This window comes from Marinobacter sp. S6332 (assembly GCF_023016045.1).
Lineage (GTDB): Bacteria > Pseudomonadota > Gammaproteobacteria > Pseudomonadales > Oleiphilaceae > Marinobacter.
On sequence record NZ_JALKAP010000001.1, the window covers coordinates 34,838 to 46,571 of the forward strand.

13 protein-coding genes are annotated in these 11,734 nt (G+C 55.9%); 9 read left to right on the forward strand and 4 right to left on the reverse strand.

Features of this window, described 5'->3' with window-relative positions; genetic code table 11:
* Positions 1-13: 13 nt before the first annotated feature.
* Both MWU62_RS00160 and MWU62_RS00165 read right to left on the reverse strand, forming a co-directional pair.
* Positions 14-1,426 (reverse strand): cytochrome P450, encoded by a 1,413-nt coding sequence (locus MWU62_RS00160; RefSeq protein ID WP_091642690.1) that lies wholly within the window; start codon positions 1,424-1,426, stop codon positions 14-16.
* Positions 1,427-1,440: 14 nt separating this feature from the next.
* Positions 1,441-1,761 (reverse strand): 2Fe-2S iron-sulfur cluster-binding protein, encoded by a 321-nt coding sequence (locus tag MWU62_RS00165; protein WP_091642688.1) that lies wholly within the window; start codon positions 1,759-1,761, stop codon positions 1,441-1,443.
* A gap of 129 nt (positions 1,762-1,890) precedes the next feature.
* Here MWU62_RS00165 and MWU62_RS00170 point away from each other — a divergent pair, with 129 nt between their 5' ends.
* Positions 1,891-2,934: an AraC family transcriptional regulator gene (locus MWU62_RS00170; protein WP_091642684.1), complete on the forward strand. Its 1,044-nt coding sequence runs from the start codon at positions 1,891-1,893 to the stop codon at positions 2,932-2,934.
* A gap of 69 nt (positions 2,935-3,003) precedes the next feature.
* On the opposite strand, the gene MWU62_RS00175 is transcribed toward MWU62_RS00170, so the two are convergent.
* Positions 3,004-3,618 carry a TetR/AcrR family transcriptional regulator gene (locus tag MWU62_RS00175; RefSeq protein ID WP_091642682.1) on the reverse strand — a complete coding sequence of 205 codons (615 nt, stop codon included), beginning with the start codon at positions 3,616-3,618 and terminating at the stop codon, positions 3,004-3,006.
* A gap of 258 nt (positions 3,619-3,876) precedes the next feature.
* On the opposite strand from MWU62_RS00175, the gene MWU62_RS00180 reads away from it, so the two are divergent.
* The 8 genes from MWU62_RS00180 (at position 3,877) to MWU62_RS00215 (ending at position 11,263) form a co-directional block, all read left to right on the forward strand.
* Positions 3,877-4,362 (forward strand): PaaI family thioesterase, encoded by a 486-nt coding sequence (locus tag MWU62_RS00180; protein WP_091642679.1) that lies wholly within the window; start codon positions 3,877-3,879, stop codon positions 4,360-4,362.
* On the forward strand, positions 4,359-4,862 hold the full coding sequence (locus tag MWU62_RS00185) for a PaaI family thioesterase (protein ID WP_091642677.1): 504 nt from the start codon (positions 4,359-4,361) through the stop codon (positions 4,860-4,862). Before MWU62_RS00180 ends, MWU62_RS00185 begins: the two co-directional genes overlap by 4 nt.
* Positions 4,852-5,754 carry an alpha/beta hydrolase gene (locus MWU62_RS00190; protein WP_091642674.1) on the forward strand — a complete coding sequence of 301 codons (903 nt, stop codon included), beginning with the start codon at positions 4,852-4,854 and terminating at the stop codon, positions 5,752-5,754. Before MWU62_RS00185 ends, MWU62_RS00190 begins: the two co-directional genes overlap by 11 nt.
* Positions 5,755-5,791: 37 nt before the next feature.
* Positions 5,792-6,844, forward strand: a complete 1,053-nt coding sequence (locus tag MWU62_RS00195; protein ID WP_072678647.1) for an efflux RND transporter periplasmic adaptor subunit — start codon at positions 5,792-5,794, stop codon at positions 6,842-6,844.
* On the forward strand, positions 6,841-9,879 hold the full coding sequence (locus MWU62_RS00200; protein WP_072678648.1) for an efflux RND transporter permease subunit: 3,039 nt from the start codon (positions 6,841-6,843) through the stop codon (positions 9,877-9,879). Before MWU62_RS00195 ends, MWU62_RS00200 begins: the two co-directional genes overlap by 4 nt.
* 320 nt (positions 9,880-10,199) lie before the next feature.
* Positions 10,200-10,451 carry a hypothetical protein gene (locus tag MWU62_RS00205; RefSeq protein WP_247112864.1) on the forward strand — a complete coding sequence of 84 codons (252 nt, stop codon included), beginning with the start codon at positions 10,200-10,202 and terminating at the stop codon, positions 10,449-10,451.
* 108 nt (positions 10,452-10,559) lie between these two features.
* A complete protein-coding gene (locus MWU62_RS00210; RefSeq protein ID WP_247112865.1) occupies positions 10,560-10,964 on the forward strand; it encodes a hypothetical protein in 405 nt (134 codons plus the stop codon).
* A 56-nt stretch (positions 10,965-11,020) separates the two neighbouring features.
* On the forward strand, positions 11,021-11,263 hold the full coding sequence (locus MWU62_RS00215) for a hypothetical protein (protein WP_247112866.1): 243 nt from the start codon (positions 11,021-11,023) through the stop codon (positions 11,261-11,263).
* Positions 11,264-11,276: 13 nt separating this feature from the next.
* Here the strand turns inward: MWU62_RS00215 and MWU62_RS00220 are convergent, their stop codons facing one another.
* Positions 11,277-11,636 carry an antitoxin Xre/MbcA/ParS toxin-binding domain-containing protein gene (locus MWU62_RS00220; RefSeq protein WP_247112867.1) on the reverse strand — a complete coding sequence of 120 codons (360 nt, stop codon included), beginning with the start codon at positions 11,634-11,636 and terminating at the stop codon, positions 11,277-11,279.
* Between the last annotated feature and the right edge of the window lie 98 nt (positions 11,637-11,734).

Below are 11,734 nucleotides of genomic sequence, written 5' to 3' on the forward strand. Positions count from 1 at the left end.
GTTAGCCTGTTCATTAACTTTTTGGTGTCAGCTGGACCATCAGCTCCGAATAGCCCCGCACGAAGTTGGACTGCACGCGCTCCGGCTCGCCGACGACTTCGATCTTGTCAAAGCGTTTGAGAATCTCTTCCCATAGGATACGCAGTTGCAATTCGGCCAGGCGGTTGCCCATGCAACGGTGAACACCGTAGCCAAATGACATATGGTTTCGTGCGTCCTTGCGATCGATAATGAAGTGATCGGGGTCCTCGAACTTGCGCTCGTCACGGTTGCCCGAGGCGTACCACATCACAACGCGATCGCCCTTTTTGATGGTCTGGCCGCCCAGCTCAACATCTTGCTTGGCGACTCGGCGCATATAGGCCAGCGGCGTTTGCCAGCGGATGATTTCCGACACCATGTTCGGAATCAGTTCCGGTTTTGCCTTCAGTTTTTCGAACTCCTTTGGGAATTCGTTCATGGCCACCAGGCCACCACTCATTGAGTTGCGAGTGGTATCATTGCCGCCAACGATAAGCAGCGTCAGATTGCCGATAAACTCCATCGGGCGATTGATCAGATCTTTGGTGTCGTCGTTGCTCTGTAGCAGGCTGATCAAATCGAAACCGGGCTCTTCGCCCGCCGCGCGGCGCGCTTCCTTATCCCTCCAGAGCCTGGAGAAGGACCAGGCCATGTCAGCCGCGTCGTCAAACATGATCTCTTCTTCGGCATACTCGCCGCCGGTTGCCGATGCTGCCCCGGCCATCCGATCCGACCACTCAACCAGCTTGTGACGTTCCTCGTAAGGAAAATCCAGAAGGGTTGCGAGCATGCGACCGGTGAGTTCCTTCGATACAGTGGGCACCCAGTTGAAGGGCTGGCCCAGAGGCAGGCTGTCAAGCACATCGCCGGTACGCGATCGGATCAGCTCCTCCATTTCCTTCAGGTTCTTCGGTGCCACCACGCCTTGAACCGAGCTGCGCTGCACATCGTGTTTTGGCGGATCCATGGCTATGAACATTTCCACCGACAGCCCCTCTGGAGGGTCGCCTAATATGATTTGCGGCTCGGCGGAAAACAGGTCGTGACTCTTGTCTACGAACATGATGTCCTCAAAGCGAGTCACCGACCAAAAGGGGCCGAAGGGGCTGTTCTTCTGGTAATGCGCCGGAGCCTCATCGCGCAACCGTTTGAAATAGGCGCGCCACTGATCCTGCCGATACAAAAATGGATTGCTGACATCGATGTCCTCAAGGGCCAGCGTGTTAACGTCCGGGATGACTGATTCAACAAATTCGGGCACCGGCCGGCGTGGGCCGAAGGCCTTCTTCTTGGCGCTCATTAACAGTTTCAGCCCCTGGATCTGCCTGTGCATCGGTACCACCCTGGAGGTAGCATTGATCACTCGGGATTGAATGTCGTCAAATGTTTTAGACAGTGTTGGCATGCGTCCTCCTATGTTCACATCTGGAACTCGGGTAAATGCACGGTCATGCCGTCCATTTCATCAGTAATGACCACCTGGCAGCCCAGGCGCGAAGTGCTCTCCCGCTCCGGGGTCATTGACAGCATTTGCTCTTCCTCACCACCAGGCGTACCTGTCTTTCTGAACCAATCGTCCGAGACGATGACGTGGCAGGTGCCACAGGCACATTCCCCCCCGCAGTCCCCGTCAATACCGGGGATCAGATTGTCAACGGCGATTTGCATTACCGAGGAACCAGTTTTGAACTCAGCGACATGTTTAGTTTGATCATGTTCTATAAAAGTAATCTTACCCATTGTTGTTCTCCTGCCCGTAGTATTCACCGATAGATATTGGCTGTCTGGCGATACTTCTGTCAGGTCATTTCTTGACAACATAGAGTCATTTAAAGACAAAATAGTGGTCGTTCAGGACGGAGATGATCAATGATGACGACGCAGAAGGCGGGTGATTTGCAAAAAACCGGTCCAGGTATTCCATCGAATTACTCACGGCTAATTGCGCGTGAGCTTGATTTAACAGCCAAACAACTGCCACGTCTGCTGCTCGGCACCGGGCTTGGTGTGGCGCAATTATTGAGTGAGGAAAGCCTGCTTACCGCAGCTCAGCAGATGCGGATTCTGCGCAACGCACTGGACTTGTCCGGCCTGCCGGAATTCGGGTTGCGGCTCGGCAAGCGACTGACACCGGCAACCCATGGAGCAATGGGGTTCGTTGCTTACAGCAGCCCCGACTTTCTCACTGCGCTGCAGGCGATTCATACTTTTCTGCCCACGCGTGCTAGCTTCATCCACCTGCATTTGCAGCAAGTCAACGAGCGCCTGGAGTGTATTCTGGACTATCAGGAGTCGCTGGACGATGACATACAGCAGTGCCTGTCGGATGCGATGATTAAGGCCCTTTTTGAATTTGGCGAATTTATAATTGGTCGCCCTTTGCATGAGGCTGAAATATACTTCGCTCATCCTGAACCAAAGTATAAGGCAATGTATGCCGATTTTTTATCCGGGCAGATTCACTATGATTGCGATCAGGTAAAACTTACGTTGCCGATGTCATTGTGTCGGGAACCGAATGCGTCCGCCAATCACGAAAACTATCGTCTGGCCTTGCAACAGTGTGAATCGATGCTTGTGCAACTTCAGTCGGATCAACCGAGCTATCAGACCCAGCTGAAGATGATGATGTTGTCCCGACCGCCCGGAACGCTCAGTGAAGACGAAGCAGCGGCCTCGTTGTTCATGAGCAAACGCACTCTGGCACGCAAACTCAAGCAGGAACGCAGCGGTTTTCGGAAAGTTCGCGACGAGATTCTGTCCCAGCAGGCAGCGACCTATTTGCGTGAAAGCCAACTGTCAATCGAGGCCATTTCCGCGTTGATGAACTATCACGACATTGCCAATTTCAGACGCGCCTTCAAGCGCTGGTTTGACCAGTCGCCTGAGCAGTTCAGGCAAAATGTCAGATGACAAACCGTGCATCCGCATGATTAGCGATCATAAACAGAGGCTACTTGCTTGCGTTTGTGAAGCCAGAACCTATGCCTGCCCCCCTTTATTGATCACACCGTCCATCGCGATCTGCCAGATCAAGTCGCCAATGGCGTCGAGTGAATGAGCCCCGTTCGGGTCGAACCAGGTTGCAACCCAGTTGAGCGCCCCAAGGCCGATCAGGCGGAGCAAACGGCCGTCAACATTCTTCCGGATCACGCCCTGTGCAATCATCGTTTCGAGGATATCGGCCCACAAGGACTCGTACTGGTCACGCAGTTCGATGATTTCCTCGCGGGCCTCCGGGCCCAGCGCTCGCCATTCAAACAGCAGCACGTAAACCGCGTCCGAATCGACCAACAGGGCTCGCAGATGCGCGTTGATACAAAGACGCAACCGTTCAACCGGGTCATCCGAACTGGCGTAAGCCGACTCGACCTCTGCGGTAACCAGGTCCACCCCCCGGCGCATCAGCTCGACAAGCAGCGCTTCCTTGCTGTTGTAACGATAATACAGACTTCCGGGCAGCATATTGCAGGCCTCGGCAATCTCCTTGAGCGACGTCCTTTCAAAGCCTTTCTCACGAAAAAGCCGGGCTGCGTTAGACAAAACGTCGCCCTGGTCGCCCAGTTTGCTTGCAGGAGTCATCTGTCTGTTAACCATGGCTTAAACATCTCCTCAGCAAGCCAGCTATTTGTTCATCAGAGCGGCAACCACCTGACTCATTGCATTGGTGGTGCGCCATCGCACGGGTGGCGTGCCATTTGCCACAACAGATTCTTGACATTTGGTTGGTTAACCAACCAAAATCCAGCAACAATGTTATTCGGAAGAAACTGACATGGCAATGACCTATCAAAATCAGCTGTTTCCCCCCACTTCCACCCCTGCGCGAAATGCAAACCGGGGTGGGCAGATCTGATGACGGAGTCGAACAGAGCTCAGCACAGTGACGCTGTGACGACGGCGTGGCAGTTCACCGAACAGGTTCCCCACGGCAGGGATCTGGGTATGCAGGTTGTCTCTGTCGATAAGGGCCAGGTCTGTATGCGCCTGACCCCACAGCCATGGATGTTCGCCGAAGAGGATACAAAAGAAATCTGCACCAGCGTGCTCTACTCACTGGCAGACTCCGCCGGAGGCCTGGCGGTATTTGCGGGGGCCCTGGAGCTGATGCCCATTGCCACGCTGGATCTGCGCATGGATTATCTGCGGCCTGCCAGCGGCGACCGTGCCCTGGTAGCGGTGGCCACCTGTCGTCATTTAACGGACGAGGTCGCGTTCATCCATTGCGACATCCTCAGCGAGAGTGACAGTGAGCTGTTAGCGACGGCAAGCGCCACCTTCATGCGCAACACCCAGGGCCAGCAATTTCAGGCCGGTGGACGAAAAAAGGAGGGCGCATGAGTACGACTGGCGATTCGGCACAACCCATCTCAGGCCCTTCCGAAAGCGGGCAAGAAAGCGGGAAAGAATGTTCCGACTGGCAGGCCCTGCTGGAGCGCACTCCCTACGCACGGCACCTTGGTCTTGAGGTTCAACGCGACGATGTAGGTCTAGTGGTTCATATGCCGTGTCGTGAAGCGCTGATTGGCAACTTTATGCTACCTGCTCTCCATGGCGGCGTGCTTGGCGCCCTGATGGAGCTTACCGCGCGGGTCGCTGCGCAACGCCAGGATACAGACAAACGTTGCCCACGCATTCTCGACAGCCACATTAACTACCTCCGCTCCGCGCAGGCCCGATCGACGTTCGCCAGCGCCGAAATTGTCCGGCAAGGCAGGCGGAGCAGCCTGGTCCGGGTGACCTGCTGGCAGGGCGATAAGCGCAAGCCGATCGCCAGCGGTCAGGTTCAGTTGTTGCTCCCGACAATGGCGGCCAAAGAAGCAGATCTTCATGGACAATAAGCACAACAACCCTGAACGCGACCAATTCCAGGCGCCGGATGGCGCGGAGATCGCCCTGTGGCGCTGGCCGCAATCCAAAGCGCGCCCCACGTTGCACTGGGCGCATGCAACGGGTTTCCATGGCCGCCTGTACCGCCCCCTCCTTGATGAGCTTGCCACGGACGTCAATGTCCTGGCCTGGGACATGCGGGGGCACGGGGCCAGCGCCGGTGCGGCGAACTTTTCGACATTCCGGGGCTGGGAAACCTACTATCGCGACATGACCGCTCTGCTGGATAGCCTGGATGAGCCGGTCTGGCTTGCCGGCCACTCCATTGGGGCCACCACCAGCATCATGGCCGCTGCCCGACGGCCAGACAAAGTGCTGGGCCTGATTCTGGCGGAACCCGTAATCATGGATCCGGGGCAGGGCCTGAGGTTGTGGCTGGCCAAGCTGCTACGCCAGTCACATCGGTTGTCACTGGCCGCCGGAGCCGCACGTCGGCGCCCGGTATTCGACTCGCACGCTGCTGCGTTGGACAACTATCGGGGCCGCGGTGGCTTCAAGACCTGGCCCGAAGCATGGCTGGAAGCCTATATCCAGCACGCCTTCGAACCGCAGGAAGATCAAGTTCAGTTGGCGTGTGCGCCGGAGTGGGAGAGCACCACTTTTGCCCATACCGAACACAACCCCTGGCCCGGTATTCGTCAGTTGCGGTGCCCGGTTATCGTGCTGGCGGCGGAACGCGGGTCAACCTTCTCGCCGGCCGCGCGAAAACGCCTGCAGATCCTGCTGCCTGAGGCTGACGTAAATGTCCTCGGCGAGGCGACTCATTTTCTGCCTATGGAGCGGAGGGAAACCGTTCGCGATGCCATCCTGCAACTTGTTTTGTCCGGCTACCGTGAGAGCTGATACTCAAATCTGGATTTTGCCAATCGGGACACCTGCCATGCGCTGTATGCTGACCCTGTTTATCTCGCTGCTCATGCTGTCTGGTTGTCAGCAGTCTTCGGAACCGCCCCCAGATGCCCGCGCCCCTATCCCCTGGGTAAAAACAGTTGAACTAAAGGACGCCGGCCCAACAGCGCAGAGATTTTCAGGAACCCTGCGAGGCCGCCACGAAGTTCCTCAGGCCTTTCAGATCGCCGGTCGGATTCAGCATCGTTATATCGATGCCGGTCAGCGCGTGGAAAAAGGCGACTTACTGTTCAAGCTCGATACACGGGACCTGGTGGCAGCCGCAGGGGTCGCCGCCGTGGATCTTAAGCGTGCAAAAGCGGCCCTGGCAATTGCCACCAATGAACTCCAGCGCCAGCAGCAACTTGTGGCGCATCAGTTTGTCAGCGAACAAACCCTGCAACGCCTTGAGTTGGCAGAGCGTGAGGCGCGCAGCCAGGTGCAAACCGCTTCTGCACGCAATCAGCAGGCTCAGAATGCCCTGGGGTATGCGGAACTGAAAGCCGCCCATGCAGGCGTGGTCACTGAGGTCATCGTTGAACCTGGCCAGGTTGTGGGTGTCGGACAAACCCTTGCCGTTCTGGCCGAAGATCAATCGCTGGAAGTCGAGGTTTTTTTACCAGAGGGCAGTAACCCGTCCATGCGCGGTTATGTCCCTTTACCCAATGGCGAACAGCTTGCTGTGAGCTTGAGAGAGATTGCCGGGGCTGCCGACCCCGCAAGCCGGAGCTGGCGTGCCCGATACAGCCTGGAGGGGCCCTACCCCTCGTCTTTAACCCTGGGGTCGGTGGTGAGTGTGCGGTTAGCGCAGAAGCAAACCGCCCCCAGCCATCGCGTACCGCTGGGTGCCCTGGATGAGAGAGGGCAAACGCCGCAGATCTGGTTGGTTTCCGACGGCACGGTAACGCCCCTGGCGGTCGAGGTGATCGATCTGGGTGAGGAGTATGCGAAGATCAAGGTCGACATCAAGGCGGGAACGCCCATCGTCGCGTTGGGGACACACCTGCTCACGCCTGGCATGGCAGTGCGGGAGCTGGTTCAATGAGCTTACCGAATCTTTCCGCGCTGGCAGTGCGCGAGCGTTCGGTCACCCTCTTTTTTCTTTTGCTGTCCGTTGTTGCCGGTTTCTACGCGTTCTCGTCCCTGGGTCGGGCGGAAGACCCTGCGTTCACCGTCCGGGCGATGGTGGTTTCTGTCGTCTGGCCAGGGGCAACCCCCGAGGTGCTGCAGAACCAGGTCGTGGATCGTTTGGAAAAGCGAATCCAGGAGGTGGTGTATTTCGATAATATTGAGACAACCATTCGGCCCGGGCAGGCCGCCATGGTTATCCGATTCCTGGATTCTACTCCGAGTGAAAAAGTGTCGGACCTCTTCTATCAAGTCCGCAAGCGCATGCTCGATGAGCGACCCAACCTCCCCCAGGGTGTGATCGGCCCCATCGTCAACGATGATTTCGCGGATGTGTATTTCTCCCTGCTGGCGCTGACGGCACCCGGGATGCCAATGCGTGAACTGACCCGCGAGGCAGAATCGATACGGGATCGCCTGCAACGGCTGCCCGGCTTGCAAAAAGCACAGCTCCTGGCGGAGCGTCCTGAGCGGGTGTATCTCGAATTTGATCAGGACCGGCTCAACAACCTCGGTTTGTCGGCAGAAGAGGTGTTGCAGGCGATAGAGGCCAACAACCGTCTTCAGCCTCTTGGCTTTGTTGATCTTGCCGGCCCGCGGGTTTATGTCCGCAGCAACATCGACCTGTCTGACCTTGAGCGCCTCACCTCAGTACCTCTCCGTATCGGCGACCAGCTTATTACCGTATCTGATCTGGCCGAGGTGCGTTTAGGGTATGAAGATCCTTTGAGCTACATCGTCCGCTCCAACGGTGAGGATGCGATCCTCCTGGGTGTGGTCATGCGTGCGGGTGAAAATGGCCTGGAATTTGGCGCGCGGCTGCGCGAGTTTGTCAGTACCGAACAGGGCAGGCTGCCGCTGGGAATGTCAATACAGACCCTGACCGATCAGGCGGAAGCCATCACTCAGGCGGTTGATCTTTTTCAGGTCAAGTTTCTGGTTGCGTTGGTCGTGGTGATGGGGGTTAGCATACTGGCGATCGGTCTGCGCGCGGGTTTGGTGGTGGGCATTGCGATTCCTGTGACCCTCGGCCTGACTTTCTTGTTGATGAAAATGGCGGGCATAAACCTGGACCGCATCACCCTGGGTGCGTTGATTATCGCACTGGGTCTGTTAGTGGACGATGCGATCATCGCCATTGAAATGATGATCGTGAAGATGGAGAGCGGCTGGGACCGGGTACGGGCAGCCAGTCATGCCTGGAGCGTAACCGCCGCGCCCATGCTGTTCGGTACGCTGGTGACGGTGGCCGGATTTGTCCCCATCGGATTTGCCCAGTCCGGAGTGGGAGAATACACCGGCAACATCTTCTGGGTGCTGGCTTTTTCGTTGTTGATTTCCTGGGTGGTGGCGGTAACTTTTACGCCTTATTTGGGCGTCAAGCTCTTGCCCGATTACACCGGGCATATGGGCCAGGACCTTTACCAAAGCGCGTTTTATCAGCGGTTGCGTGGGGTGATCACAGCGTGTGTTCAGTACCGGAAAACCGTCGTTTTTATCACAGTGGGTTTGCTGGCGATCAGTGCTTTCGGGATGGCAACCCAGGTGCAGAAGCAATTTTTTCCCAGTTCTGATCGCCCCGAAGTTCTGATCAGTGTCTACGCTCCGCAGGGGAGCGCTATTGCCACCACGGATCAAAGTGTCAGACGCCTGGAAGCGATTCTGATGGACATGCCGGAGGTGAAAAGCCTTTCCGCTTACATCGGTGCCGGTGCGCCCCGATTCTTCGTATCGGCCAACCCCGAGCAGCCGGACCCGGCATTTGCCAAGTTGATTGCCATTGGGCAGGACGTTAAAGGGCGCGATCGCATCATCTCGGCGCTGGAAACCAGAATCGCGGCGGGTGAATTTCCGGAGGCACGAGTGCGGGTGACGCGTTTGCTGTACGGTCCCCCGGTGGTCTGGCCGGTCAGTTTTCGTGTGCTGGGTCCGGAATCCGATCAACTCAGAGAGATCGCGCACCAGATCCGCACTCTCATGACCGGGCATCCGAACATCGTCATGCCGCATCTCGAATGGGATGAGCGTGTGCCCACTCTCTATCTTGATATGGATCCGGAAAATCTGGGTTGGATGGGCCTGACTCCGGCAGAGGTTGCCCGGCAACTGCAGTTCCAACTCCGCGGAGTGGCCGTCACCGAACTGCGCCAGGGCATAAGGAGCGTTCAACTGGTGGCGCGTAATGCACGTGGCGAAGTGATCATGCCGGAAGATCTTGAGATCAAAACCCGCGACGGCCGCAAACTTTCCGTACAGCAACTGGGCAAGTGGCAGGTTCGTTACGAGGACCCCGTCATAAAGCGTTACAACCGTGACCCCTTCCTGGCCGTTCAGGCCGATGTAGAAGGTGCCCAGCCACCGGATGTCACCAAGGAGATATGGAGTGCGATGACGGGCCTGCGCGAACAGTTGTCGGAGGGTTACCGTATTGAAATCGGCGGTACGGTGGAACAATCAGCCAAAGCCAATGCTTCAATCCAGACATTACAACCGGTGATGTTGGCGTTGATGCTGATCTTTATCATGCTTCAGATGCGTTCCTTTATCGGCACATTGACTGTTCTTGCCACCGCGCCACTGGGGCTGATTGGGGCTGTGCTGGCTTTGCTGCTGTTTAATCAACCCTTTGGCTTTACCGCGCTGCTGGGGCTGATTGGCCTGGGCGGCATCCTGATGCGAAATACCATGATTCTGACGCAGCAGGTGCAGGACAACTTCAAAGCAGGAATGGCTGCCCGGGAAGCCGTTGTCGAAGCGGCAGTCCAACGTGCCCGCCCCGTGGTACTCACCGCCCTGGCGGCCGTTCTGGCGTTTGTACCTCTGACCTTTGACCTGTTCTGGGGGCCGCTGGCTTATGTCCTTATCGGTGGCGTGGCGGTCGGCACTCTGATCACGCTATTGTTTGTGCCGGCGCTTTATGCCCTTTGGTTTCGATTAAAGAACGAACGCTGAGATTAGATCGGCCCCACAGTTTAGACTGGTTCAGGCATCCCAAAGCTAGCTGAAACCCCTGACCTGCACCCAGCTTCCTTTCCATGTGATCGTCTGGCGTCCGTGATTTGCTCCATCAATTAGGCTGTATGAAGCATAAGTGATTTGCTCGTCGGCCCTGAGCGGAGGCTAACTTGAATGTCCGCTTTTGTTTAAGAGCTTGAGCTTAACTGAACGTCCAGAAAGGTCCGCTTTGAAAACGTGGGGTGATTTTTTTGCGTGCTACTACATGAACAGAAGTCACGCCATGGTTTCTTTCAGCTAACTTTTAGGATTTTAGATTGGTATGCTTACTAAACCTAAAAGTGCTTATTCACTCACTCACACGATCATTTGGGATAGTTTATATTGTTATAGGAAGCAAAGGCGCAAAAGGGCCGGATGAGTGGCTGCCCCCCGCTGGCCAATGCGGCTATGTGGCGAGGTTCGTTCGGATCATGAAGCTCTACGGCCTGAAGCCAGCACTGCATGAGTCGTCTTGGTATAAGTCTTTTCTAGCAGATTGCCGCCAAAAGCGGGTAAGCCTAAAATGACTTTTCTCTAGTTGCTGTCAGCAGCTGCGAATGCCGACTACTGTCCGCCAAGGCTCTCTCAAAGAGTGCTATAAGTTAGGAAGGCTCGGATAATGGACCGGAGTAGCAATGAATCCATCGACGAACATCACCAACAACCATGGCAAAGCCGGCCTACTGTGGCTTGTTAATCAAGCCGAACGTTGGCACCTTGCTGATAGCGAACTGGCAAGTCTTCTCGGAGTGACAGAGACGACACTGAAGAATTGGCGAGCAGCAGTTCAAAGCACCGATGACCAAAGTCCCGAGTTTGCTGAATCGGTGATCGAGCGTATGGGCCTCCTTTTGGGGCTGCATAAAGCTTTGGTCTGTCTGACGCCAGCTGGCCACCAAGAATTGGCCGACGAGTGGTTCAAGAAGCCTATACATTTGTGGGGGCTCAACGGAAATTCGATTCGTTCGCATATTCTTGATGAGCCAAGCACCGAGAAACTGATTGAACTGGTGCGCCAGATTCGATCTGGGTCAGCTTGAATCACGATCAGCGTCGTCATTTAGGGTTGATTTTGGTAACTATGGGGTGCATCACTATGAGCAAAAATCATCTGACCGAGACAGAGTTGCTGGACGGGCTAGATGCCCATACGGCTCATGCGGATGAGATAGCCCAGCCGCTGCCGCAGGAGTTAATGCCTCTGGAGCGTCTTAAAGGCTCTGTAAAACGCTATGATCGACCAACTGATCCGGTTTGGGATGAATTCTTTTATTCTGAGGAAGGCGTTAGTGAGGACTTTATGGAAGATCGTGACCAGCCCCTTAAAGATCAGGAATAGTGCGAGACTGCTCTCAACTGAAATCTCCATGCTCAATTTTACTAAGCGCCGAGCATATCCGGCGACAGCCTTCTTGCGTGCCTAGCAGGTCGCAAGGGCGTTCATCATCGAGTGCTGAAACCCTGCCTTGAAGCCACTCCAATGCTTGCTCCCGTGACTCCCAAACCCGGATCGCCTGAGCGATGACATCGAGAGCGTAACGGGTGATGGCTTGCTCAGCACCAATCATTGGTGCCTGCTCCCATTCCTGAAATGCTTCGGACGCCGGAGTATTCGTGTCACATTGAGCTATTAGCTCGTCCAGGTTATAGCGTTTTCTCTCTGTAATGGGTTTACCTTCGATATCCTTTACGTCCCCGGATAAGCACCACATCGAACAGCATTGGTGCTTCCAACGGGCGGGCTCGAAAGGTTGCGAACATGGTTACTTGAGAAGGGCGGGATTGTCTAGTTGTGTTACAGGCGACGAAG

Coding starts and splice junctions, on each gene's coding strand:
- MWU62_RS00165 (WP_091642688.1), bottom strand. CDS start 1,761: ATGGGTAAGATTACTTTTATAGAACATGATCAAACTAAACATGTCGCT.
- MWU62_RS00170 (WP_091642684.1), top strand. CDS start 1,891: ATGATGACGACGCAGAAGGCGGGTGATTTGCAAAAAACCGGTCCAGGT.
- MWU62_RS00215 (WP_247112866.1), top strand. CDS start 11,021: ATGAGCAAAAATCATCTGACCGAGACAGAGTTGCTGGACGGGCTAGAT.
- MWU62_RS00160 (WP_091642690.1), bottom strand. CDS start 1,426: ATGCCAACACTGTCTAAAACATTTGACGACATTCAATCCCGAGTGATC.
- MWU62_RS00220 (WP_247112867.1), bottom strand. CDS start 11,636: ATGTGGTGCTTATCCGGGGACGTAAAGGATATCGAAGGTAAACCCATT.
- MWU62_RS00210 (WP_247112865.1), top strand. CDS start 10,560: ATGAATCCATCGACGAACATCACCAACAACCATGGCAAAGCCGGCCTA.
- MWU62_RS00175 (WP_091642682.1), bottom strand. CDS start 3,618: ATGGTTAACAGACAGATGACTCCTGCAAGCAAACTGGGCGACCAGGGC.
- MWU62_RS00190 (WP_091642674.1), top strand. CDS start 4,852: ATGGACAATAAGCACAACAACCCTGAACGCGACCAATTCCAGGCGCCG.
- MWU62_RS00200 (WP_072678648.1), top strand. CDS start 6,841: ATGAGCTTACCGAATCTTTCCGCGCTGGCAGTGCGCGAGCGTTCGGTC.
- MWU62_RS00195 (WP_072678647.1), top strand. CDS start 5,792: ATGCGCTGTATGCTGACCCTGTTTATCTCGCTGCTCATGCTGTCTGGT.
- MWU62_RS00180 (WP_091642679.1), top strand. CDS start 3,877: ATGACGGAGTCGAACAGAGCTCAGCACAGTGACGCTGTGACGACGGCG.
- MWU62_RS00185 (WP_091642677.1), top strand. CDS start 4,359: ATGAGTACGACTGGCGATTCGGCACAACCCATCTCAGGCCCTTCCGAA.